This is a genomic window from Paenibacillus sophorae (assembly GCF_018966525.1).
GTDB lineage: Bacteria > Bacillota > Bacilli > Paenibacillales > Paenibacillaceae > Paenibacillus_AQ > Paenibacillus_AQ sophorae.
Genome location: NZ_CP076607.1, coordinates 5,672,107 through 5,696,654, shown reverse-complemented (window position 1 = coordinate 5,696,654; position 24,548 = coordinate 5,672,107). Strand labels below are relative to the sequence as shown.

The window sequence follows — 24,548 nt, the reverse complement described above, 5'->3', positions numbered from 1 at the left end:
ATTTTTGCGAGAGGAGATGCTGAATGATTGAGTAGAATCCCAACTTTTGTTACCGCGTCGGAGCATGTGTACTCCGTTCTTAAGCAGTGGGTGTTATCCGGCGAATTGGCTCCTGGTGAGAAAATCGACCAAGACGCTGTCGCCGCCCGTCTCGGGGTAAGCAAAATGCCCGTCCGCAGCGCGCTGGACAAGCTGGCAGCCCAGGACCTGGTTCTGCTGCATTCACACAGGGGCGTAACGGTCACCCCACTGTCGGCGGAGCATCTCGAAGATATTTATCTGGTCCGTTGTAATCTGGAAGGATTGGCCGTACAGCTTGCGACAGAGCTGCTAACGCCGGAGGATGCTGCCGTTCTTAACGGCATGATTCAGAAGCAGGAGGAGCTGGCCAATCACCACAGCCTCGACACCGAAGCCATTCTGGCCGCCAACCGCGAGTTTCATATGTTCATTTACAGTCTTGCACAGCGTCCTGTGCTGTTGTCGATCATTGAACGATTATGGGAGCAGAGCGAGCGGTATCGCCGCATTCTTTTAATTCAGCCCGGAATGGTTGACGGTTCCCTTAACGAGCATCGCCGGCTGGTTGAGCTTATGACCCTCAAGCAGGCGGAGGAAGCCAGCCGTTATCTAGTTGAACACAATCGGAAGACCCAGCAAGTTGTACTGAGTGTAATGCAAAACAACCAGAACTGATGAGGAGAGATTAACGTGATGATGAAGAACACCAAGATGCTTGTCTGTGCGATGTTGGTATTGGTGGTTGCTGTGTTGAGCGCATGCTCCGGAACAAACGGCGCAAACGGTGGGCAGGCATCTTCCCCGGCTGGGAGCAGCAAGCCTCAAGAGACGGCATCCGCCGCAGCCCCATCTTTTTTAGTTGAAAAAGGGTTCTTGACCTATGGTACGGCCGCTACGTTTCCTCCTTTCGAATACATGGTAAACAATGAATTCACCGGCTTCGATATTGAACTGGGGCAAGCGATTGCGAAGGAAATGGGCGTTGAAGTGAAGATCCAGTCGATGAACTTCGACGGCCTGATTCCGGCTCTGCAGGGCAAGCGGATCGATATCATCAACTCCGCCATGTATATCAAGCCCGAGCGGGAGGAGCAAGTAGACTTCATCCCTTATATGGGACTTGCCGATTCGATCGTCGTGAAGAGCGGCAATCCGAAGGGGATCAAAAGCTTGGATGATCTGTCCGATCTGACGGTTGCCGTCACACGCGGGGCTGTCGAGGAAATCAACGTCCGTGAACATAACGAAAAACTGAAGCAAGCCGGAAAGAAAGAAATTAAAATTTTGGCGCTTCCGACTGCCAATGACGCCGTCCTTGCAACCGAGCAGGGCCGTGCCGACGCATTCCTTCACTCTTCTCCCGGAGCTGCTTACCTGCAAGAGGAGAAACCGGGCGTATTCGAAATCGCCGGCTCCTTCGGTGCGGATACGAAGATCGGAATCGCCGTTCGCAAGGGCGATACGGAAACGAAGACAGCCATCGAAGCGGCGTTGAAGAAAGTCGTTGACAACGGAACCTATAAGCAGTTGATGGAAAAGTACCATCTGCCGGCTGAAATGAGCTACTTCAAGTAATGTGAGGCACCCTAGATAACATAGCCGTCAGATTCGCGTGAACGGATTTTTCTTCGCCGAATCTGACGGAAGCTGTAAAAAGGAGGTTTAAGAATGGAATTTTTGGAAGGTGTTTGGGCGTATCTCGGTTCCCGTGCTTTTCTGGATGGAGCCATAAATACGATGAAGCTTACGCTGGTGTCGCAGATTGTCGCCGTCCTTCTTGGATTCATCATTGCGCTTGCCAAAATGTCAAAGTGGAAGCTTCTGCAGGGCTTGGCGGCTTCGTATATTTGGATTTTTCGCGGGATTCCCGTGTTGGTGCAGCTGATCTTTGTGTACACCGCGCTGCCTCAGTTTGGAATCAGGCTGACCGGGTTCCAGTCAGCATTCGTCGCACTCGCGCTTAACGAGGCGGCCTACATGGCGGAAATCGTGCGTTCCGGCCTCGCATCTGTAGGCAAAGGGCAGCATCGCGCGGCTAACGCTCTCGGAATGAACAGCTGGCAGCGGATGAGATACGTCGTTCTTCCCCAGGCTTTTCGCGTCATCGTCCCGCCGACAGCCAACCAGTTTATCGGCATGCTGAAGACCTCGGCGATGGCCTCGGTCGTAGGCTATACCGATCTGCTGCTGACCGCTCAACAGACCGCCAGCGCCAACTTCGATTATGTCGATACGCTGATCGCGGCCGTCATTTATTACCTTGCCTTTACGGCGCTGTTCACGCTCGTGCAATCTTACCTGGAACGGCGGATGGATATTACCCGTTCGCGAACCCGCAAACCCCGGCTGTTCTCGCTAATGAAGCGCGGGAAGTCAATCCTATAGCTTGAAAAACGGAAAGGAGGCTGAACATTGTGCTGCAAATCGAGCAGGTGTCCAAGCAATACCATGGTGATCCGATCCTAAAAGAGGTCTCCCTCGATATCCGCGAGGGCGAGCGGGTGGTTATTATCGGACCTTCCGGCTCCGGCAAGTCAACACTGCTGAGATGCATGGCGGGGCTTGAACCCATTGACGGCGGACAGATTCTGTACAATGGACAGGATGTGGGCGGATCGCGGCACGCGCGGGCAGAGATCGGCATGGTTTTTCAATCGTTCGATCTGTTCCAGCACCTGAACGCGATCCAGAATATTATGCTGGCTCCGAAAGTAGTGCGCAGGGAAAAAGAGAATGAGGTCCGGGCGCGCGCGGTTCAATTGCTGGAACGGGTACGTCTGAAAGACCGGGCGGAGCATTATCCCGAACAGCTGTCCGGAGGGCAGCAGCAGCGTATCGCGATTGCGCGGGCGCTTGCCATGAATCCGAAGCTGATGCTGTTCGACGAGCCTACCTCGGCGCTTGATCCCGAGATGACGGCCGAGGTTCTGGACGTGATCTCAGATCTCGCCAGAGACGGCATGACCGTCGTCATCGTTACGCATGAAATGGAATTCGCGCGCCGGGTAGGCGACCGCATCATCTTTATGGACCAGGGAAAGGTTGTCGAAGACCTGCCTTCATCGCAGATGGAAGAAGCCGGCAAGCATCCCCGTCTGGCGCAGTTCCTTAACCAGATTACGCAGTACTGAAGGGACAAAGGCTGAGTATCAGCTGTTTGAACTGAGGAATTCATGCTTAAAGGGGGGAGACGCTTGGCAACTGTTAAACTGGCGCTTGTGCAGTTCGAAAGCGCACTGATGGATGTTGCCGCGAATGTCCGTAAAGGCCTGAAGTTCGTTGAACAGGCTTCGCGGGAGGGAGCCGATCTGATCGTGTTCCCGGAGCTGTTCGTCACCGGGTACGATACCGACGTCATCGGCGGCCGCTATCATGAGCTGGCCGAGGATACCGGCGGTTTAACTGTCGGGGCATTCCGGGAAGCCGCCCGGACGCATAACATCAACATAGTAATCCCGATGGCCCTTAAACGGAGTGAAGGCGGGATCGCCAATGGCGCCGTTATTATAAGGCGAAACGGAGAGCTTGCGGGAACGTACAGCAAGGTTCATCTGTGGGAGGATGAAAGGAAGGTTTTTAAACCCGGGGACGTTTGTGCTCCGTATGAACTCGATTTCGGCAAGCTCGGCGTCCTGATTTGTTACGATGCGGGTTTCCCGGAGGCTGCGCGCACTCTTGCACTGCAAGGGGCGAAGCTGATCGTCACGCCATCCGCGTTTTCGCTGGAAGATAAGCACAGATGGGATATTTATTATCCGGCAAGGGCGCTTGAAAATACTTGTTTTGTGGCTGGCATCAACGGGGTGAGCCGCGAAGGCGGACTTCGGTTGTTCGGCAACAATAAGCTCGCGAATCCACGGGGTGAACTGATCCTTAGTGGAATTTTGAATGAAGAGGGCATGCAGGTGCTGGAGATCGATCTGGATGAAGCGGACGAATGCTCCAAGCTCACACCGTATTTAAGGGATTTAAGAATGGACACTTACGGCTATCAGGCTTGAAAACGATGAGTTCAGGGAAAGGGGTAGACCATATTGAGCGCCACATCATTGGTATTTTCCAGGGATGAATTTAATATCCGTCTTCAAAATGTACAACGCGAGCTCGGACTCAAGGGGCTGAACGGAATGCTGATTCACACCCCTGAGAATATTTTTTATCTGACCGGCTATCAGAGCCCGGGCTATTATATGTACCAATGCCTGGTCGTGCCGGCTTCCGGCGATCCGGTGCTTGTGCTTCGCAGAGGCGAGCTTTCCAACGTTCAAACCTACAGCTGGCTGCCTGAAAGCCAGGTCAGAACCTATGACGATACGAACGATCCGGTTGCTTTGACCGCGGATACGGTCAGAGAGATCGGCATCGCTCCCGGTGCGATTGGCCTGGAGACGGGCTCCTGGTTCCTGCCTGTCCGCAACTATCAGAAGTTTGAGAAAATGCTTGGCGATTTCCGGCTCATGGATGCCCAAGGGACGGTTGAAGCGTTCCGGGTCATCAAATCTCCGGCGGAAATTGCGTACATCCGCGAAGCCTGCACGGTGGCCGACCGTTCGATGCAGGCCGGGCTGGATGCAATCCGGGCGGGAGTGAATGAGGACGAGGCCGCCGCGGCGATGTTCTCCGGCATGATTTTGGCCGGGGGTGAGTATTTGGGGATGGAGCCGTTCATCTCCTCCGGCTACCGTTCGGGCAACATGCATGCAGCATGGGGACACAAGGTGATCGGCGACGGGGAGACGCTTCTGCTGGAAGTGGCAGGGGCCCGCAACCGGTACCACGGCGCGCTGATGCGGGCGGCCTATACCGGTACGCCAACCGATGAAATCAAACGGGTGACCGAGGTGTGCATCGCTTCCTTGAACGCCGCGATTGAAGCCGTCCGTCCGGGCGTTACCGCCGGAGAGGTGGACGAAGCCTGCCGGGGAACGATCGAACGTGCAGGGCTGTACGAGCAGTTCCGCAAACGGACCGGCTATTCGATCGGCGTCGCTTTTGCGCCGGACTGGGGAGAAGGCCATATTATGAGCCTTCAGCGGGACGATGACCGCATACTTCTGCCGGGTATGGTCTTCCACATTCCGCCGGCCCTTCGGGTTCCGAACCGCTACGGCGTCGGATTCAGCGAGACGATCCTGGTGACGGAAACCGGCTGCGAAGTGCTGACCAAGCTGCCGCGCGAGCTGACCCTAGCGAAGGGGGTAAAATCATGAGTGGACAATTCGCTGGGAAGATCGCGCTGGTAGCGGCGGCAAGCAAGGGTCTCGGCCGCGCCGTGGCGTTCGAGCTGGCGCGCGGCGGTGCGAAGGTGGCGCTGTTCAGCCGAAATGGTGCAGAGGCTAAAGATGTGGCTGCGGAAATCACCGCCGAAACGGGAATGCCCGCACTCGGCCTTCAGGCTGACGTCTGCTCCGCATCGGACCTGTTTCGCTGCGTGGAAGAGACGGTCGGTGAATTTGGCGGGCTGCATATTCTCGTCACCAATGCGGGCGGTCCTCCCGCCGGGACCTTTGAGTCGCTCAAAGAGGAAGACTGGCAGTACGCCTATGAGCTTAACGTGCTGAGCGTGGTACGTCTTGTCCAGGGTGCGCTTCCGCACTTGAAGGAACAGGGCGGCGCAATCGTCAATCTGGCTTCATCCTCGGTCAAGCAGCCCATCCCTGGGCTGACGCTCTCCAATGTGATGCGGACCGGCGTAGCCGGACTTGGCAAGACGCTGGCGGAAGAACTTGCCCCGTACGGCATCCGGGTGAATACGGTGGCTCCGGGCCGGATCGACACGGATCGGGTCCGTTCCCTGGACCGGATTCGGGCGGACAAGGCAGGGGTTACCCCGGAAGCGATAAAGGCGCAGAGCGAGAAGCAGATTCCGCTCGGGCGCTACGGGCAGCCGGATGAATTCGCCCGCGTAGTGGCTTTTCTGTGCTCGGACGGAGCGAGCTATGTAACCGGCCAGACGCTGCTGGTGGACGGCGGGATGGTGAAATCGCTATGAGCGAGGATCTTCGCACGGTAGAACCGGTGATCCGCCCCGAGCGGACGGTCGAGATACTGGCCGATCTGATCCGCTTTCAAAGCGTGAACCCAAGCGGAACGGAAGGAGAGGCGGCTGATTATGTCGCCAAAATCATGCGGGAAGCGGGCTGTGAAGTCGAGCTTCAGGAGATCGAGCCGGGACGGCCGAATGTGATCGCGCGCCTGAAAGGCACGGGCGGCGGGAAGACGATTATTCTGAATACGCATATGGATGTCGTGCCGGCCGGCGAAGGCTGGAGCTCCGATCCGTTCACCATGCTCCGCAAGGGTGACCGGGTCTACGGCCGGGGCGTAATGGATGCGAAGGGACCTTTGGCCGCCATGATGGCTGCCGTCGAAGCGATTGCCGCATCCGGCGCACAGCTTCCTGGGGACATCGTGCTTGCGGCGGTCGTGGATGAAGAGGCGGCGAGCCTGGGAGCCCGCAGGCTCCCGGACGATCTGCACGGCGATCTGGCGGTGATCGGCGAGGCGACTGACGGCAAGCTCGCGATTGCGCACCGGGGCAGCATACGCCCGGTGCTGGCGGCCGAAGGGGTTTCGGCCCATTCGTCAACGCCTCACCTTGGCGTCAATGCCGTGTCCCTTATGGCGCGCACCCTTGTGGCGCTTGAAGACTTCGCCGAGCAGGAGCTGACGAAGCGGCTGCATCCGTTAACGGGACAGTCGACCCTGTCCGTCACGGTCATTAACGGGGGAATCAAGGAATCGATGATTCCCGACCGCTGCGAGGCGCTGATCGACCGCCGGCTTATTCCCGGCGAAGCGGAAGATGACGCTCTGCGGGAGATCGAGCAGATCATCGCCGGTCTGCCCGCGCTGGACGGCAGGGTCCGCATCGACCGGCTCGTTCCGACGACCGGAGTGGCGTCGGAAACCCGCCCAGATCATCCGATGGTCGAGCTGGCTTCCGCAGCGATCGAACGGGTATACGGACATAAGCCGGAACTTACGGGCCTTACGGCCAATTGCGATATGACCCACTTCGTCAAACGGGGAATTCCTTCCGTCATATACGGACCAGGTGATTTCAGCGTGGCTCATAAAATCGACGAGTGGGTGACATTGTCAGAACTGGAGAATGCAACACGGGTCTACGCTTCCATTGCGGTGGAAGTCGCAGGCTCGTACAGATAAACAGAAGAGGTGATGGACGTTGTTAAACCAACATATTCAGTTGGCGGATTGGGTGGAGCGTGTCCTGCCGTCCCCGACTGCAATGCTGGAGTCCACGGTGGCACAGTATCAGCGGGAAGGCCGAACCGTGTACCGCTTAGGCCTCGGACAGCCGGACTTTCCAACGCCTGACCGGGCCAAAGCTGCCGCGATTCAGGCGATTCAAGATAATTTCACGGGATACACCGACACGAGCGGCATTCTGCCACTGCGCGAAGCGATATGCAGAGCGCTTCACCGGGATATGGGACTCAGCTATGAACCTGGGGATATTGTAGTTACCGTTGGAGGCAAGCATGCGTTGTTCAACGCGATTTGCACGCTGTGCCGGCCGGGAGACGAGGTGCTGATCCCGGTTCCGTATTGGGTGTCGTTTCCCGAGCAGGTTAAATTCGCCGGCGCCAAGCCGGTCTTCGTTCAGACCGATGCTTCCGCCGGATACAAAGTGACGCCGGAGACACTTGCGCCTTTGGTGAACGAGTCGACCCGTCTGCTGATTCTCAACCAGCCGAACAACCCTTCCGGCGCGGTATACAGCGCAGATGAGCTGTTGAGGCTTGCCGAGTTCTGCCGCGAGCGGGATCTTTGGGTCATCAGCGACGAGGTGTATTCCGCATTTGTATTTAAGCCGGAAGGATATACGAGCATCGCATCATTTCCCGGTATGCGGGAGCGGACTGTCGTGATCAACGCGGTGTCCAAGTCGTACGGGATGACCGGCTGGAGAATCGGTTATTCGGCAGCACCGGCGGCTGTTACCGGGGCAATGCTTCGTCTGCAGTCCCATACGACGAGCAACCCGTCATCCATTGCCCAACAAGCGGCGCTTGCAGCTATTGACGGTCCTCAAGACGATCTGACGGAAATCCGGGATGAATACGCCGCGCGCTGCGGCATTCTGGTCGAAGGGGTTCGCCGGATCAAGGGGCTGGAGTGCAGCGTGCCGGACGGCGCTTTCTATGTGTGGGTGGACGCCTCCGCCTGGCGCGGCCAAACCTTGGAGGGACGAATCATATCCACCGCCGACGATCTGGCGGATATCCTGCTGACGAAGGCCGGAGTTGCGGTGATGCCGGGAACCGGGTTCGGCAGCCCGTATCATATCCGCCTGTCTTATGCCGTTTCCCGGGACGAGATGGAGAGCGGAATCGCGGCCATGGAGTCGCTTCTAGGGAGCAAATAAAGGAGGAAGTTCAAGACATGTCCACAACTGATTTGAAAGATAAGCTTAAAGGAATTTACGTGCTCGCCATCACTCCGATGACGGATACGCTCGCCTTCGATCCGGCCGCGCTGCGGCGGAATATCGACCACTATATCGCCTCTGGCGCTCACGGCGTTATTGTCGGGGGCACCTACGCGGAGTATCCGAGCCTGACGATCGACGAACGGAAGCAGTTGTTCACCGCTGCTGCGGACGCGGTAGCCGGCCGGGTTCCGCTGGTCTGCTGCACGGCGGCCAGCGGAACCGACGAAGCCAGCGAGCTGGCGCATGCGGCCAAGCTGGCCGGAGCCGACGGCGTGATGGTAACGCCTCCGTATGTATCGGAGGTGCGGCCGCAGGATATTCTGTATCACTTCCAGCTTCTGAACGAAGCGGCCGAATTGCCGATTTTCATCTACAACAGCGCGAGCATCGGCGTCCATCTGTCGCCGGAAGAAATCGCCGAGTTGGCCAAGCTTGACAACGTCGCCGGAGTCAAGCAGGGCGCTACGGATTTGCATGCGCTGGTGCGGACTGTCGCATACGCAGGTAAAGACATCTCGGTTATGTGCGGTTCGGACGGCCTTATCCTTGGCGGACTGGCTTCCGGCTTGCCTGGCTGCACATCCACGAACGCCAACTTCATGACTTCCGAGTTCGTCGCGCTCTACAACGAATTTCAGCAAGGCGAAAATGCCCTCGCCCTGGAGCGGTATTACCGCTGGCAGCCGATCCGGGATCTGGCCCGCAAGTACGGACAGCCCGCGATGGTCAAGGCCGCGCTGGATATTATCGGCCTGCCTTCGGGACCGGTCCGGGCGCCTTTCCGTACGCTGGGGGAAGAAGCCCGAGCGGATATCGCACGCACCCTGCAGCAGACCGGCATCATAGCATAAGCATCGGCATAGGAACCTCGAAGAGAGCGATTCAAGCTTTCGGCGAGGTTTTTTTGTAATTTAACCCGCACGCCTAACTGTACCTTTCTTGATTTTAAATGATAGGAATTTTAATATTAAAGCATTACGTTCGTACACTCGAGAGGACTGTGCATATGTTCAATGTGGATATGGCCGACAAGCTCAAATTATTAGGCGACAGAACCAGACTGACGATCCTTGGCCTGCTGAAAGACAAAGAATGGTGTGTCTGCGATTTGGTCGGAATCTTAAATATGTCGCAGCCAGGCGTAAGCCAGCACTTGAGAAAGTTAAAAGCTCAGGGCATTGTCAATGAGACGAGACGCAGGCAGTGGGTATACTACTCCTTGAATGTGGAGGATAAACCCTCGTATGCGAGCTTGTTGAGATTTTCAAGACGAGTCAGCCGTCAGTCAGCCAGCATTTGCGGAAGCTGAAAGATGCGGGGTTGGTCAAGGAGAACCGGAAAGGCCAGTGGATTTTTTATTCGGTTAATCCGAGCAGCGCTCAGCGTGAACTCATTCAAAAATTGATTGCCTTCGTTCCTTCACAAGATCATGCACTGGAAGAGCTGGGTAAGAAAGGCATGAGAATTTCATGTGAATAAATGGACGTCAGCGGATTGGTTTCGGTATTGTTAGGGGGTTTCATTTTTGTTGTTACTTTAATCTTTGTCATTTGGCAGCCCCGGAATTTATCGATTGGATGGTCGGCATGCGGCGGGGCGATTTTGGCTCTGCTTGCGGGCGTAGTGAGTTTTAACGATGTGCTCGATGTTACCCTGATTGTATGGAATGCCACGTTAGCTTTTATTGCGATCATTCTCATTTCCTTAATCCTTGATAAGATCCGCTTTTTCGAATGGGCTGCCCTACATATGGCGAGAGCGGCGCGTGGGAACGGAATCCGGATGTTCATCTATGTCACCATTCTTGGCGCGGTGGTGGCCGCCTTTTTTGCCAATGACGGTGCGGCGCTCATCCTGACTCCGATTGTGCTGGCCATGGTGCGTGCGCTCAATTTTGACGAGAAAAAGGTGTTTCCGTTTATCATCGCCAGCGGATTTATTGCGGATACAACCTCACTGCCCCTCGTCGTCAGCAATCTGGTCAACATTGTATCCGCCGACTCCTTCGGAGTTATCTTTATGGAATACGCGGGGCATATGATTATGCCTACCTTGTTTTCCCTGGCGGCCAGTATCTTGGTTTTGCACCTCTTTTTTCCGCCAAAGCATCCCGAGACAGTTTAACAGCTCACAGCTAAAAAATCCCGAAGACGCCATTAAGGACAAGAAAATGTTCAAGCAGTCCTGGATTGTCCTTGCGGTTCTTCTGGCCGGGTACTTCGTCAGTGAGTTCCTGAATATTCCCGTTTCCGCTATCGCCGGGGTGATCGCGATCTTTTTCCTGCTTATGGCAAGAAGAAGTCCTTTCGTACCTACAATGGAAGTGGTTAAAGGGGCGCCTTGGGCGATCGTGTTCAGGCATCATCCTGACCATTCCTACCCTGTTTATCACCCTTAAGCAGAGAGACTGTTCCTCATGGGAATGGTCTTTTTCATTGCCTAAAATTAATAAAAATAATTCTTGACTAAATGATCTGAAAAGGATAAGATGGAATCACAAGGAGGTGGTCAATAGGAACTGCAGCACAAAATTATAATACTTAATGTAAGATATTATTTTTTTGAACATTACAGACTAAATAGTCTAAATTAAAAGGAGGAAAATAAAATGAATAACAACGGACTTACAGCAGGAGCGATTCGCGAGCGGGCACAAGAGGCATTTCGCAATCATTTGAAATATTTGTCGGGTGGAGATATTGAAGCGTGGATCAACCTTTGGCACGAAGACGGTATCCTGGAATTCCCTTACGGACCGGCAGGATTTCCTGAATACAAACAAGGTAAAGCCGACATGTACGAATATATGCTGAACTTCCCGAAACATTTCGAGGTGCAATTTACAGACCTGGAGTTCCATCCGGCTGTCGATCCCGAGCTTGTGATTGCGGAGTTCAAATCGACCGGGAAGCACAGAGAAACGGGGAACCCTTACAATCAGACGTACATCAGTGTAGTCGAAACGAAAGACGGCCTCATTACACGCTATCGGGACTTCTGGAATCCGCTAGTGGCGGTCGAATCGATTGGTAGTATGAATGAGGTTATTCAATTCTCCGGGCATCAAAAATAATATTGACTGAATGATCTGGGAAAGCTAAGATGAATGTCACAGGGAGGTGTACTTGTAAAAAATGGCGAGAAGCAAGGAATTTGATACAACGCTTGTTCTGCACAAGGCTATGGAGGTATTCGGGCATTACGGTTACGAAGGCACTTCGCTGCAAAATTTACTCGATGGGTTAGGCATAGCGCGCCAAAGTCTGTACGATACCTATGGAACCAAGCGGGATCTCTTCATCAAGGCCGTCAAACATTATGTAAATGAGAAATCGGAGGCTGTCATTTCGTATTTGGAGCGTCCAGGCTCAGTTAAGCAAGCGATTGCTGATATTTTCCATGAAATTGTGGCTGTTCTGCAGGATGAGCTGCGCCGCAAGGAATGCTTCATTATGCACAGCGCCATTGATCAAGTCCCTCATGATCCGGAAATCGCAGCGTTTTTTGAACGGGATATGACGCGTTTGGTACAAGCCTTTTATGAAGCGCTGGTTCGCGCCCGAAATCAGGGTGAACTAAGCGGAGACCGTGATTTGCTTGGTCTTGCACGTTATTTGTATCATGAGAGATATGCGCTAACCCAAGTGGCTAAATTAACCACCGATCCTAAAGTTTTGGATGATATTGCTGCCGTTACTCTTTCTAAGCTTGACAATTAATGGAGCGTAAAAAAGACGCTTCATTATATTTTCGAATTTTTAGATCAATCGGTCTGGAATGTGATAGGCTCTTATGTGAGTGGAATTCGGGGGTAGAGTCGACCATTTGTTGAACCTATTCCCGCTGTATTAAATAGGAAGAGAATTTTTTATCTATTTTTTAGACTGAAAGGTCTGATAAAGAAAAGGAGTGGATTTCATGAATTCGACTAGACACAAAGGATTGGCTTTGACGATCCTCGCACTGTCCCAATTAATTTTGGCTCTTGATTACACAATTATTTTTGTAGCTCTGCCTTCCCTTGCAGCAGATTTGGGCTTTGGTGCGAACCAGCTGCAGTGGGTCATCAGCGCGTTTTCCCTGGCCTTTGGAGGATTCCTGCTTATCGGTGGAAGATTGTCCGATTTGCTGGGCAGACGGCGGATGTTCATCATTGCCATGGGGATCTTCGGTCTAGGCTCTCTGCTTGGCGGTATCGCAGACTCTCAGCTGTTCCTCATTATGGCAAGGGGACTCCAAGGCATTGGCGGAGCACTGCTGTCACCGGCTACATTGTCACTGATCATGTCCAATTTTGAAGAAGGCCCGGAACGCAACCGTGCATTAGGCATTTGGGCGGCAATGGGTGGAGTGGGCATGTCCATTGGGTTATTGCTTGGCGGCGTGTTAACAAGCTTTATCGGCTGGGAAGCTACCTTTTTTGTCAATGTACCAATAGCTATTTTCGTTATTATCCTCGCTCCGATCACGCTTTTGGAGAGCAAGGCGGCATCGGCAAAACGCCATTTTGACGCAGCAGGCGCGATTTCCGTAACGGCCGGCATGATCTTGATTGTAAATTATCTTATTCAAGCCCCGGTCGTGGGCTGGCTTCATCCATCAGCTATTATTCCTGGCATTATCGGCGCTATTCTGCTCCTGTTGTTCGTAGTCATTGAAAATCGGACGCAAGATCCTTTGATCCCCTTTAGACTGTTTCGGATACGGAGTTTGACTGGGGCGGCGATTACCGCAGCGTTGTTCTCCGCATCATTCGGTACGTTATACTATTTCCTCACGCTATACACGCAAGAGGTTCTGCATTACTCCGCCATTCAATCCGGATTAAGCTTCCTGCCGCTGACCATTAGTGCTTTTGTAGGTGCGAAGTTGATTAACAAAATGCTGGCAACCGTAGGTGCAGCCGGTACAATTGCAAGCGGCATGGGACTTGGCGCGATTGGTTTTATGCTGCTCACCCAGCTCTCTGAGCATGGATCGGCATGGGGGATCATTCCGGGTACCGTTATCATCGGTATTGGTCAGGCCTTTATTTTTACAACGATGTTCATTGCGGCAAGCACAGGAATTGATATGAAAGAACAGGGTGTTGCATCCGCTATCGTCTCTACCGGACAACAAATTGGCGGAGCGATCGGATTGGCTGTCATTATGGCCATTATCTCTGCAAGCCTCGGTTCAAACGCTACTTTGGAAACGATGGAGCCCTCGGATTTAACCGGAGCGATCCACATGGCATTCATCATTGACGCTGTGATTGCGCTTCTTGGCATTCTCGTATCGTTCATTGCGCTTAAGCAAAAAAATGCCGCTGTTATGGAAGCGAAGTCGCTCCATGAGTAAAAGGCGTGCTTGATGACATCTTTATTTCAATGATCATAAAAGGCCATGAATGTCTGCGCGAGTAGAGTTCAAGGCCTTTTTTGGCGTATGACGGCAAGGGAAGACTGCGATGGCTATCGACCAGCCCGCCGCGCCCCCGTTGAACACTTGACTTCGATCTTACTCTAGGACCTATAATGAAGATAACGTACCTGAATCCAAGGTTCACCTAAAATAAGGCGGAGGTCAAACCTATGAGCCTCAAAATGCAGTATACGATTGGCCAAGTGGCAGAGAAGTCCAATTTGTCAATCCACACCTTAAGATATTATGAAAAAGAAGGCATCCTGCCGTTCATCAAACGAAACGAGGGCGGCATACGCATATATGAGGAAGAACATATTGAGTGGCTTAAATTCATCTGCTGCCTCCGCGATACGGGCATGTCCATTTCACAGCTGAAGGATTTTGTTGAACTTACCGTACAGGGTGACGGAACGACTGAACAGCGTATACAAATGCTTGAGCTGCAGAAAAAAACCGTTCAAGAGCAGGTCAACACCTTGATGTCATATATCGGGATGATTGACTTCAAGATCGATATGTACTCCAAAGAAAAAGACGGAATCAAGAGCACCGGACAACCAGGATCAAACTAAACAAAAGGGACGAACCCAATTGTTCGGCTCATCCCTTTTTTCTGCTGCTTATTTCTGAATGGGGTAACGATCTTCGATATAAACGCTGGGGTTCCATAATGGATACTCCGGCTGCAGACGGCTGACTTGATCAAGACGGGACAGCTCTTCCTCGTTCAAAATGATACCGGATGCTCCAAGATTATCCTGAAGCTGGTCTGGCCGTTTGGCTCCGACAATAACGCTCGTCACGGCCGGTTGATTCAGCAGCCAGGCCAGCGCGATTCTGGCGACCGAGGTTTCCCGCGCTTTTGCGATTTCCTGCAAGACATCAATCAGGCCATAACCTTTCTCCCGGTCAACCGGAGGAAAATCGAATTTGTTGCGCCGATCATCCGCCCCGCCTTGATTGTCCCGTGTATACTTGCCCGACAGAAATCCGCCGGCCAAAGGACTCCACACGAGGAGGCCCACTTTCTGATCCTGAAGCACGGGGATGATATCCCGCTCAATATCGCGTCCGGCGAGTGAATAATAAGATTGGGTTGTTTGGAAGGTATGCAGGCCCAATTCCCGGGAAATGCCGTTCGCCTTCATCATCTGCCAGCCCTGCAGGTTGGAGCAGCCGATATATCGAACCTTGCCGCTGCGAACGAGATCGTCCAGCGCACGCAAGGTCTCTTCCCAATCCGTAAGCGGATCGGGGCCGTGAATCTGGTACAGGTCGATGTAATCTGTTCCAAGACGTTTGAGGCTTTCTTCCGCTTGTTGGATAATATGGCCCCTCGATAATCCTACCTGGTTCGGACCCGGTCCCATCCGGAATCTTACCTTGGTCGCGATCACCGCTTCATGCCGCTTACCTTTAAGCGAACGTCCCAAAATCTCTTCCGACTCTCCTACTCCGTACACATTAGCGGTATCAAAAAAATTAATGCCTGCTTCGAGCGCTTCATTCACAAGCTGCCCAGCCGCCTGCTCATCAAGAGCCCCCATTACAGAACTCATCGGATCATTTTTGCCACCGAACGTCATGGTGCCTAGACAGAATTCCGACACCATCAGACCTGTGCCGCCTAGCTGTTTGTATTTCATGCTTCATCTCTCCCTTGCTGGTTGATTATTGTCTTTGCAAAATCATCATAATACCTAGAGTTTACTCTAGGTCAAGACTTGTATTTTGACGCTCATTCCTGCTAGTAATAAAGTAGTATTTGGGAAAAATAGTATAGCAATAATTTGTAACACGTTGTACAATTTTGGGGAAAGTCAAACTTTTTGACTACACATAAAGCACTAGTGATAAAGAAACCAAGTGCTTGAACAAAGGCAAACCCGTTCGAAAGTCGGGGACGCAAAGCCACGGGCCTACCGTCATGATCCAATCATGACCTGGCAGCCGGGTTGCTCAAGAGGCTTGGTTTTTTGTTGTCACTAACAGGGGGATTGGTGTTTATGAAGAGCATATTGAAGAAATGGATAGCGGGATCACTGGTCGCGGGATTAATGGCAACAGGGATAGTATCCTCTGGGCAACCGGTATCCGCTGAGACGGTCTACACCTACAAGGATGAATTGTCCTCGTTCACTATTGAGGGAAGCGGTATCCGGATATCGGGAACACATGTGGTCTGGCGGTCCAGAGCCGCAAAGTATGCCGGACAGATCTATTACGGCAATACGGATACCGGTCAAAAGCTAGAGATAACCAATCATGGTAAACCAACCGATACGCCTGTCGTTGGCGTCAATGGAAAAGGGGAGCCAATCGTAGTATGGGCTGACAAAAGAGATCAAAACGAAGGTGTCGGCAATCTGAACTGGGATATCTACAGCTACAATGTTAAGACAAAAACCGAGTCCAAGCTAAATACGGATGTCGGTCAGAATCGTATACCTTCCATAGACGGCGATTATATTGTATGGCAGACAAATCCTCAATACGAAATGTACTTATATGACCTGGCGAATAGTACCCTGAAAGATTTGGGGAAAGGGCGAGACCCGGTCATTAAGAACGGGCGCATTGTCTACAAAGGGGGTTCGGACGGCGATCTGTATGAATACGTGATTTCATCCGGAACGGTCCGCAAGCTTCTTGACCTGCCGTACACCTCTTACGTAGAGCGGTTCGTATTCAATGGCGAAGAAATTCTGTGGAAACAGCGTGATCTGGACAGAAATGGGAAGTATGTGTTCCTTGATCTGGGAGTAAGCAATCCGCAGCCGGTGGATTTGACCCAGCCGGTTGCGCTAGGCAAAACCGAATACGCGGAAATGAGTATTTCGGGCGGAACAGCAGCCTGGCTGGAGGCTAGCGGCGACAAGGCTATAGTGCGGAGTGCGGATTTAGCGACCGGGAACCTGTACAGCTTGGGCGTCATCGCACCATCGCAATTCATTGGCTTCAATGGAGAAGACTTTGCTCTGGTTAATAACGGCCGGCTGGTTAGCCGGGAAATCATTTCGAGCGACTCGGCTGCTTCAACGACTGGGGCCGCTGGGGGCACTGGGGGCACCGGGGGCACTGGGGCTGCCGGGAGCACTGGGACTGGGGTCGCTGCGCTTCAGCCAGAAGGGGATCTTATCGGCCCGAGCGGCGGAGTGGCCGCAGGCGGACAAGCGGTACGGCTTGTGTTTGAACCGGGAACATTCGGTAAGGATACACGAGTCGTATTGAAACCGAGCGAAGCGGCCACAGCGCCAAATAAAGAAATGACATGGCTTGGAGTGGCCTGGACGTGGACGTCCGAAGCGAAGCTTAATAAGCCGGCCCTGCTTACCATTGAATTGGAGCAAGCCGCTGCAACGGCCGACCGTGCTAACCGGACGGGCCTTTACCGTTATAACGGGGATACCGGAAAGTGGAGTTACGCCGGCGGAACATTCGACGTCTCTTGGCGGAACATTCGGACACAAGTTCAAGAGCCTGGTTTGTACGCTCTGTTCCTATACGAGCCTTCATTCGCGGATATGAAGATTCATTGGGCAAAAGACGAGGTCGAAGTTCTGGCATCCAAATGGATCGTGAATGGCATGAACACAGGACGCTTCGAGCCCGGCCAATCGGTTACGCGGGCCCAGTTTGCCAAGATGCTGGTTGAAGCCACGGGACTCAGAAGCCAAACGAAGGGGACAGCTTCATTCAAGGATGTTCCTGCGGGCCACTGGGCGTCGGATGCCGTAGAACAAGCGGCTGCGGCTGGCTGGATCAAAGGCTACGAAGGAAGTCTGTTTAAACCGAATGCTTCCATCACCCGTGAGGAGATGATGGTCATGCTGACGAATGCCGCCTCACTGCGGAAGGAAGAGCAGAGTGAAGCGCTAAACGCCTACGCCGATGCCGCGAAGGTCCATTCATGGGCCCAGCCGTCCGTATTGGCTGCGATCAAGAGCGGACTCATTCAGGGGAACGGTGATCGGTTGAATCCAAGAGCTACATGCACAAGAGCCGAGGCTGCGGCCGTAATTTACAGATGGCTGGGTAAGAAAGGGGAAGTGTTTCAATGACTAAGAGAAGGTCTCTAAGAAGCGTATTATGGAGGCGGTGCAAGCGTCTTGGACCGGCTATGAGATATGTTCTGTCCGTTATTATAGTACTGACTGGATTGCCTCTGCTGCCCTATCAGGAATTGCCGAAAGCCTACGCGGACACCTCGCTGCAGATTGACCAGCATACCATAAGTTCAATCTATGGCGGACAGGCAGCGGTAAAGTTCCGTTTTGATAATCCTGACCCGACGGATCCAACGCAGGCATCCCATGATACGGTCATCAAACTTGAGAAAAGCGGTTCTACGGTAGCTACACTAAATTCTAGCAGCTATCCGACCGAAACGGATAACACCTTTGTATGGAACGGCCAGATAAGCGGTAAGCCCGCACCGGAAGGCAGCTATACGATTCGAGTAACGCCTACCCTGTTTCCCAATAACGGCAATTCGGGACAGGTTGAGGTTGTCAATCCGAATCCGCCGGCGCCCAAAGGCCTGCAGGTTGTTTCAAACCCGGCAAGCGAGAAGCACATCATCCGCGGCATTGCGGAGATCGGCACCAAAGTTGAGCTTAAGATGAAGCGGATTCGGCGGGTAGGCAATAATACGACCGTTGATGACGGCCTGGTGGAGACCTTGGTTTCGGGAATTACGGTTAAGCCCCGAACGTCTCCCTGGGCGATGGACATATCTGCTGACAAGACTTACTTTGGTGAGGGTGTGTTCCCGGAACGGACAGACAACCCGGCCTCAAAATATATCGGGGAGTGGGAAATAGAGGTCAAGCTTCCCGCGTACGAAATTGCGGAGATTCAGGCCTTTGCGGTAAGGGATTTTGACAACAAACGGTCGGCTGGGTCGGAGATGCTTCGTGTGCTTCGTTATCCTGCTCCTTCCTGGGGTATCAACTGGGCCGTTGTAGCCAGCTATTATTATAATGTAATCGAGAAGAACGACATCGTGGGAAAAATCGGCGGGATTGCCAGCTTCAACGGCTTCCCGGTTGAGGACTGCAACGATCAGGTCTGCTACGGCCCAATTGATGAGGGCGTTAATCTGTTGATCATGAAGCCGCAGCAGGCGGGTGAGATCGGGCGTAAAGATGATGAGCGAATAAAAGATGAATTTGCAAACCGAAACGGATATCCGATCTCTGATGCGTTTGACCCGGTTAACCTGGCAACAGGCGACTTTGTTTTCAGACAGACGAACATCAGCGCTCAAGCGGTCATGCCGCTTGACTTGGAGCTTACCTACCACAGCAGGGATAGGTATGACGGTGATTTTGGAGTGGGCTGGCATCATTCCTATGAGCGTAAGCTGGAATTCCGGGAGAACGGCGTGCTGTATGTCGTATCCCCGGAAGGTGCAAGCCATCGCTTCGACCCGCTCGGTGACGGCCATTACGAAGGACCGGACGGCTTATACGATACCCTAGTCCGTAATAGTGACGGTACTTATACGCAGCAAACGCCGGATAGGCTTACCTATACCTATCGCAAAGACGGGAAACTGTACCGTATCGATGATAGTAACGGGAACCGAATTCAACTGTCTTATCATGGCAGCCTGCTCACCGAGATCGCCACAGAGGGCGCGAAGCTTACGCTCACTTACGGATCAGGCGGCAAAATCGTCCGGGTAACCGATCACACGGGCCGACACGCAGACTATGAATACGACGCTATAAATCATGATCTGACGGCGATGATTTTACCGGACGGCGCCAAAATTGCCTATACCTACGATGAGAAGCATCGCATGACAGGCATCAAGAACCCGAATGAAACGTCGGAGCTGCTTAACGAGTACGACGATCAGGACCGGGTTGTGCGGCAGCGGGATTTCGCCGGTGTCTGGGGAGACATTCAATATATTCCTGATTCCAACAAGACGGTAACGACGGATGCGCTTGGCCGGAAGACCGTACACGAGTATGACGAGCGGTACCGTAAAACAGCAGTAACCTATGACGATGGCACGACCGAGCGGTTCCAATACGACAAGAATGATAACATGACTCGGATGACCGACCGCAACGGTTCAGAATATGATTACCAGTATGATGGAAACGGCAATCTCATTCGCGCACAAGACCCGGAAGGCTATCAGACGGAAATCCGCTATAATGCCTTCAATCTTCCAGAGGAGATTGTCGACCCGCTCGGACGTAAGACGGTAATGACCTATGATGGAAAGGGAAATCTCACCGCCATCACCGATGCACTCGGCGGTGTTTCCAAGATCATAGTAAATGATAAGGGAGTTCCGGAATCGATTATTAACGCCAAGGGAGAGACGACATCGATTCAGAACGATCCGCAAGGATTCGCCAGCCTGATTACGGACCCGCTTGGCAACCGGCAGGAGTTGGTTCGTGACCCGCTTCACAGAGTTAACGAGATCGTAGATGCGCTCGGGCACCGGACGAAGCTCCAATACGATCCGAGGGACCGGGTTACGGCGCGCATTGATGCGCTGGGGCATACGGAGCGATATGAGTACGATAAGGACAGCAATCTTATCGGCTATACCGATGCTGCCGGTTCCCGAACCGCATACGTCTACGATAGCTATGCCAGACTGTCGTCTGAGACCGATGCCTTGGGTAACACTACCCATTATTCGTATGATAAGGTCGGAAATATGACCGAACAGACGGATGCGGCAGGCTCGAAGACGGTTTATGAGTATGATTCAAGCAACCGGATCGCGTCCATGACTGATCCGGAGGGGAATGTCAGCACATATGAGTACGATGGCACCGGGAACGTAATTGTCGTCAATCAGCCTAATGACAGCACGATCCGGATTGAATATGACAAACGAAATCTGCCTGTGAAGATGACCGATGCGGCTGGCGGAGTAACCACCTTCAGCTACGATGCGGCAGGCCAACTGACGCAGGAGATTGACCCGCTCGGTCACGCCGTACAGTATGTTTACGACGCATTAGGACGGCTGACAGAGGAGAAGGACGCGCTGGACCAAGTCACGTCCTATGGATATGACGAAGCCGGCCAGTTGGTGCGAACCGTGAAGCCGAATGGTGCGGAGTGGAAACTGGATTACGATGCCAGGGGCATGCTGGTGAAGGTTACCGATCCTCTTGGCCAAACGTCCACAATGAATCGTGACGCATTGGGTCAAGTAACCGGACTTACTGATGAGGCTGGAAAGGTAACGTCTTATGAGTATGACGCGCTTGGCAGGGTAACGAGCCTTGTTGACCCGCTGGGACATGTGACGGAGCTTACCTATGATGCCCGTGGTCAACTGACAGGACTGAAGGATGCCAAAGGGCAGTCGACCCGATATGGCTACGATGCGCTGGGCCGCCTGCTGGAGGTAACGAATGCGCTTGGTCATACCACAGCCTACAAATATGACGCGCTAGGCAATATTACATCTAAAACGGATGCTTTGGGCCGGGCTACAACATATGGTTATAATCGCCGCAGTGAACTGATTCGTGAGGCGGGTCCGCTGGGACGTATAACGGAACTTGCCTACGACAGTATGGGCAACATGACCGGTATTACATCGCCGGATGGTAAGCTGACCAGTTATGCTTATGACAGATTGAGCAGATTGACGGGTATTGCATACCCTGATGGAAAACAAGTCGGTTACGAGTATGACGCTGCCGGCCGCAGAACACGGATGACGGACGAACTGGGAACAACAACGTATGCTTACGATGCCCTGAACCGTCTGACTCAGGTTACAGATTCTAACCAGAGAACGATTAAGTATGACTGGACGGCAACCGGTCAGCGGAGCCGGATCGAATATCCGGACGGCACTTCCGTCTCCTACCAGTATGATCTGCTGGATAGAATGACCGGCGTAACCGATGCTGAGGGCCGGACGACGACCTATGACTACGATGCCCGGGGATTGCTTGTTTCCAAGAAGCTTCCGACTCTGGGAGAGAGCACATACACCTATGACGACGCTGGACAGCTGCTTCAACTGACACACAGCAATCAGTTCCAGAAGGTCATGGAGCAGTTGACGTATTCGTATGATCCTGTCGGCAACCGGATACGGAGTGATCGGAAATCAGATGGCAACGATGAAGAAGATTCTGATGAAACTGACAGTGAGGAACGAATCGTAACGGATTATGCGTATGATGCGCTGAACCAACTGGTAGAGGTGCAGACGAAGAATCCGCAATCCGCCGATCTGCCTGCAATCACTCATTATGAGTATGATGCTGTGGGGAACCGGATGCAGAAGACAAGCCAGTGGGGCGAATTGGCGCAGACGGAATCCTACACCTATGATCAGGCGGATCGTCTGACGGAGCTGGCGACCGATGACGAGATTAATAACTACCAGTATGACCCTCGCGGCAACTTGCTGGAGGTCCTGCAAAAGAGTCTGCAGCTGTCGGAGGTAGAAGGTGATGATGAACATCCTTCGGTAACCGATGATGTTTATGAAGCGCCGTCCGACACGGCTGCTAAGGAGACAGATACTGACCCGCTTCTTGCCGCTAAGGACGCTGAGTCTTGGTCGGAACCGGAAGCCATCGAGCAATATGTATGGAACGGAGCCAACCGGCTGATCCAGCAGACCAATGCCAAAGGCGACATTACCCGCTACGCCTACGACGGCGATGGCAACCGGATGAAGATGACCATCGACTACGCCCATGGCGGAACAGGGAACGGCAACGGAAACGGAAACGGTAAAGGTAATGGTAACGGCAACGGAAACGGGAAAGGTAATAATGGTAACGGCAATGGCAACGGTAATGGTAACAACGGAAACGGTAACGGCAATGGTAACAATGGCAACGGTAACGGTAATGGAAATGGTAATGGTAACGGTAACGGCAATGGGTGGGATAATTGCAAAGTCGTACCGCCGGGCTTCATTCCACCAGGGCTTGCTAAGAAGTGCGGTCAGACGGATGAGGAATATCCGGATCTGCATCCGGGCGGACCGCGGGACGGATGGGAGAAGCAGTACAAGAAAGAGCACTGGGAACTGAACTTCACCAATGACGTCAGTCTGGCGCTGCCTGAGCCTCTCCAGGTCACGGAAGCTGACAGCAGTAAATGGAAAGAGTCGTATGTCTACGGAGCCGGAGGCGAGCGCCTTAGCATGACCTACCTGCCTGCCTACGATGATAACAACGGCTGGGAACCGACGCCTGGAGCCGGCGGAGCTGAACCGGGTGTGCAGCCGAAGACGCTATGGTACATGCAGGATGCGCTTGGCAGCACCTTGGGCCTTGTGGAGAAGGACGGGCGCGTATCCTCCCGCTACCATTACGATGAATTCGGCGTACCGCAGGACGCGAAGAAGTTCGATCTCAACTGGCCGGGGCCGGATAACTTGTTCGGTTACACGGGACTGGGTTATGATTTCGCCAGCAGTAATACGTATGCTAGAGCACGCTACTACGAGCCTGAGATTGGCAGGTTTGTAAGTGAGGATACGTATAGAGGAGATATTTGGAATCCGAAGAGTTTGAATTTGTATACGTATGTGAGCAATAATCCTCTAAGATATGTTGATCCGAGTGGACATACGCCTGGGCTGCCTGGGATGCCAGACTTTAGTTGGGCAACGGATTGGTTATACAAAGATCGAACAGACGAAACGAAGGAAATGGCTGAATATGTGTTGGTTGGTGGCTATAAAATTGCTAAGTTTTTGGTAATTGACGACATTAACACAATTCTTGATCCCGATGCGTCAACATTTGACAAAGTTCTTGCAGGTGCTTCTTTTGTGCCCGTTGGTAAAGCGATAAAAGGTGGAAAGCTAGTAATAAAGCTGGCAACGAAAGAAGGCGTTACAATTGAAAGAGCCGTTGAGAAAACTTCTAAGAATATAAAATATTGGAAGGCAGCAAAACTAGGATGTAATTGTTTCGTTGCGGGGACAAAGGTAAAAACGGACAAAGGGGAGAAAAATATCGAAGACATCAAGGTCGGAGATATGGTTCTCTCAAAGGACGAAACAACTGGTGAGGTAGCTTATAAAGAGGTTACGGCTACGTTTAATCACGAAACGGATGAGATTTACAAGATCCATGTAGGTGGTCAAACAATTGAAGCGACCTTTAATCATCCGTTCTATGTGAAAGACAAAGGGTGGACGTTCGTCAAAGACCTTAAACCAGGTGACTTACTAGTTCAGAGTGACGAGCATACACTCAAGGTAGACAGCATCGAACTGGAACGAAAGCATGTCACGGTTTACAACATGACGGTAGATGACTTCCATACGTATTTCGTTAGCGATCTTGGAATTTGGGTGCATAATACTGGATCATGTAGTGTTATAACTGCAGGGAAAAATTTTAAAGACCATTTCATAAGGCATAAACAGATATTGGAAAATGCACTTGGAACTAAGTATCCTAAATATAAAACTGATAGTGCAAGGTTTTTGGAGGATATCGGTAAAATAATTGATGATGGGACAGTTAAACTTGTTGGTCGGGGTACTTTAAAGAAAGGTGGAGAAGTACTTAATATCTATAGAGGTAATGGAATGACCGTAGTAATAAATCCAAATGGAGAATTTGTAACCTTATTAGAGACAGGAAAAGGTATGGATTTAAGTATCCAGTTTATTCCCTAAGAATCG

19 protein-coding genes, 1 pseudogene and 1 riboswitch are annotated in these 24,548 nt (G+C 52.5%); of the genes and pseudogenes, 19 read left to right on the top strand and 1 reads right to left on the bottom strand.

Going from position 1 to position 24,548, the window contains the following annotated elements; translation table 11 throughout:
• The first annotated feature begins 27 nt into the window (after positions 1–27).
• The 17 genes and pseudogenes from KP014_RS27665 (at position 28) to KP014_RS27585 (ending at position 14,460) form a co-directional block, all read left to right on the top strand.
• Positions 28–696, top strand: a complete 669-nt coding sequence (locus KP014_RS27665; RefSeq protein WP_051499538.1) for a GntR family transcriptional regulator — start codon at positions 28–30, stop codon at positions 694–696.
• An 18-nt stretch (positions 697–714) separates the two neighbouring features.
• Entirely contained in the window at positions 715–1,596 is an 882-nt protein-coding gene (locus KP014_RS27660; protein WP_246590795.1) for an ABC transporter substrate-binding protein, read from the top strand.
• 93 nt (positions 1,597–1,689) lie between these two features.
• On the top strand, positions 1,690–2,406 hold the full coding sequence (locus KP014_RS27655; protein ID WP_036590472.1) for an amino acid ABC transporter permease: 717 nt from the start codon (positions 1,690–1,692) through the stop codon (positions 2,404–2,406).
• 29 nt (positions 2,407–2,435) lie between these two features.
• Positions 2,436–3,152 (top strand): amino acid ABC transporter ATP-binding protein, encoded by a 717-nt coding sequence (locus KP014_RS27650; RefSeq protein WP_036590469.1) that lies wholly within the window; start codon positions 2,436–2,438, stop codon positions 3,150–3,152.
• A 63-nt stretch (positions 3,153–3,215) separates the two neighbouring features.
• Positions 3,216–4,022 carry a nitrilase-related carbon-nitrogen hydrolase gene (locus tag KP014_RS27645; protein ID WP_216700432.1) on the top strand — a complete coding sequence of 269 codons (807 nt, stop codon included), beginning with the start codon at positions 3,216–3,218 and terminating at the stop codon, positions 4,020–4,022.
• A gap of 33 nt (positions 4,023–4,055) precedes the next feature.
• Positions 4,056–5,231: a M24 family metallopeptidase gene (locus tag KP014_RS27640; RefSeq protein ID WP_036592873.1), complete on the top strand. Its 1,176-nt coding sequence runs from the start codon at positions 4,056–4,058 to the stop codon at positions 5,229–5,231.
• Positions 5,228–6,013 (top strand): SDR family oxidoreductase, encoded by a 786-nt coding sequence (locus KP014_RS27635; protein WP_036592871.1) that lies wholly within the window; start codon positions 5,228–5,230, stop codon positions 6,011–6,013. The genes KP014_RS27640 and KP014_RS27635 overlap by 4 nt, the downstream gene beginning before the upstream one ends.
• Positions 6,010–7,191: a M20 family metallopeptidase gene (locus KP014_RS27630; RefSeq protein ID WP_036592870.1), complete on the top strand. Its 1,182-nt coding sequence runs from the start codon at positions 6,010–6,012 to the stop codon at positions 7,189–7,191. Before KP014_RS27635 ends, KP014_RS27630 begins: the two co-directional genes overlap by 4 nt.
• A 19-nt stretch (positions 7,192–7,210) precedes the next feature.
• Entirely contained in the window at positions 7,211–8,413 is a 1,203-nt protein-coding gene (locus tag KP014_RS27625) for a pyridoxal phosphate-dependent aminotransferase (RefSeq protein WP_051499747.1), read from the top strand.
• A gap of 17 nt (positions 8,414–8,430) precedes the next feature.
• Positions 8,431–9,330 (top strand): dihydrodipicolinate synthase family protein, encoded by a 900-nt coding sequence (locus KP014_RS27620; RefSeq protein WP_216700431.1) that lies wholly within the window; start codon positions 8,431–8,433, stop codon positions 9,328–9,330.
• Positions 9,331–9,485: 155 nt separating this feature from the next.
• Complete coding sequence (locus KP014_RS27615; protein WP_090834488.1) at positions 9,486–9,788, top strand: ArsR/SmtB family transcription factor; 303 nt, start codon at positions 9,486–9,488, stop codon at positions 9,786–9,788.
• On the top strand, positions 9,740–9,958 hold the full coding sequence (locus KP014_RS27610) for an ArsR/SmtB family transcription factor (protein ID WP_139210632.1): 219 nt from the start codon (positions 9,740–9,742) through the stop codon (positions 9,956–9,958). Before KP014_RS27615 ends, KP014_RS27610 begins: the two co-directional genes overlap by 49 nt.
• Positions 9,959–10,835, top strand: a pseudogene (gene arsB, locus KP014_RS27605) (arsenite/antimonite efflux transporter); the annotation flags it as partial.
• A gap of 252 nt (positions 10,836–11,087) precedes the next feature.
• Positions 11,088–11,552: a nuclear transport factor 2 family protein gene (locus KP014_RS27600; protein WP_036602833.1), complete on the top strand. Its 465-nt coding sequence runs from the start codon at positions 11,088–11,090 to the stop codon at positions 11,550–11,552.
• A 61-nt stretch (positions 11,553–11,613) separates the two neighbouring features.
• The gene (locus KP014_RS27595) at positions 11,614–12,198 is read left to right on the top strand and encodes a TetR/AcrR family transcriptional regulator (RefSeq protein WP_036602831.1); all 585 of its coding nucleotides are present in this window, start codon (positions 11,614–11,616) and stop codon (positions 12,196–12,198) included.
• Positions 12,199–12,397: 199 nt separating this feature from the next.
• On the top strand, positions 12,398–13,822 hold the full coding sequence (locus tag KP014_RS27590) for an MFS transporter (protein ID WP_036602830.1): 1,425 nt from the start codon (positions 12,398–12,400) through the stop codon (positions 13,820–13,822).
• Between the two features lie 233 nt (positions 13,823–14,055).
• Positions 14,056–14,460, top strand: a complete 405-nt coding sequence (locus KP014_RS27585) for a MerR family transcriptional regulator (RefSeq protein ID WP_246590601.1) — start codon at positions 14,056–14,058, stop codon at positions 14,458–14,460.
• Between the two features lie 48 nt (positions 14,461–14,508).
• Here KP014_RS27585 and KP014_RS27580 read toward each other — a convergent pair whose 3' ends face one another.
• A complete protein-coding gene (locus KP014_RS27580) occupies positions 14,509–15,534 on the bottom strand; it encodes an aldo/keto reductase (protein WP_036602827.1) in 1,026 nt (341 codons plus the stop codon).
• A 223-nt stretch (positions 15,535–15,757) separates the two neighbouring features.
• Positions 15,758–15,851, top strand: a riboswitch (cyclic di-GMP riboswitch).
• 43 nt (positions 15,852–15,894) lie between these two features.
• Here KP014_RS27580 and KP014_RS27575 point away from each other — a divergent pair.
• Positions 15,895–17,949: an S-layer homology domain-containing protein gene (locus KP014_RS27575; RefSeq protein ID WP_036602826.1), complete on the top strand. Its 2,055-nt coding sequence runs from the start codon at positions 15,895–15,897 to the stop codon at positions 17,947–17,949.
• A gap of 59 nt (positions 17,950–18,008) precedes the next feature.
• Positions 18,009–24,542, top strand: a complete 6,534-nt coding sequence (locus tag KP014_RS28965; RefSeq protein WP_246590600.1) for a polymorphic toxin-type HINT domain-containing protein — start codon at positions 18,009–18,011, stop codon at positions 24,540–24,542.
• Positions 24,543–24,548: the final 6 nt, after the last annotated feature.

What these genes read in the sequence shown, in the direction of transcription:
- KP014_RS27660 (WP_246590795.1), top strand. Translation starts at nt 715, where the DNA reads ATGATGAAGAACACCAAGATGCTTGTCTGTGCGATGTTGGTATTGGTG.
- KP014_RS27655 (WP_036590472.1), top strand. Translation starts at nt 1,690, where the DNA reads ATGGAATTTTTGGAAGGTGTTTGGGCGTATCTCGGTTCCCGTGCTTTT.
- KP014_RS27635 (WP_036592871.1), top strand. Translation starts at nt 5,228, where the DNA reads ATGAGTGGACAATTCGCTGGGAAGATCGCGCTGGTAGCGGCGGCAAGC.
- KP014_RS27630 (WP_036592870.1), top strand. Translation starts at nt 6,010, where the DNA reads ATGAGCGAGGATCTTCGCACGGTAGAACCGGTGATCCGCCCCGAGCGG.
- KP014_RS27620 (WP_216700431.1), top strand. Translation starts at nt 8,431, where the DNA reads ATGTCCACAACTGATTTGAAAGATAAGCTTAAAGGAATTTACGTGCTC.
- KP014_RS27615 (WP_090834488.1), top strand. Translation starts at nt 9,486, where the DNA reads ATGTTCAATGTGGATATGGCCGACAAGCTCAAATTATTAGGCGACAGA.
- KP014_RS27600 (WP_036602833.1), top strand. Translation starts at nt 11,088, where the DNA reads ATGAATAACAACGGACTTACAGCAGGAGCGATTCGCGAGCGGGCACAA.
- KP014_RS27595 (WP_036602831.1), top strand. Translation starts at nt 11,614, where the DNA reads ATGGCGAGAAGCAAGGAATTTGATACAACGCTTGTTCTGCACAAGGCT.
- KP014_RS27590 (WP_036602830.1), top strand. Translation starts at nt 12,398, where the DNA reads ATGAATTCGACTAGACACAAAGGATTGGCTTTGACGATCCTCGCACTG.
- KP014_RS27585 (WP_246590601.1), top strand. Translation starts at nt 14,056, where the DNA reads ATGAGCCTCAAAATGCAGTATACGATTGGCCAAGTGGCAGAGAAGTCC.
- KP014_RS27580 (WP_036602827.1), bottom strand. Translation starts at nt 15,534, where the DNA reads ATGAAATACAAACAGCTAGGCGGCACAGGTCTGATGGTGTCGGAATTC.
- KP014_RS27575 (WP_036602826.1), top strand. Translation starts at nt 15,895, where the DNA reads ATGAAGAGCATATTGAAGAAATGGATAGCGGGATCACTGGTCGCGGGA.
- KP014_RS28965 (WP_246590600.1), top strand. Translation starts at nt 18,009, where the DNA reads ATGAGATATGTTCTGTCCGTTATTATAGTACTGACTGGATTGCCTCTG.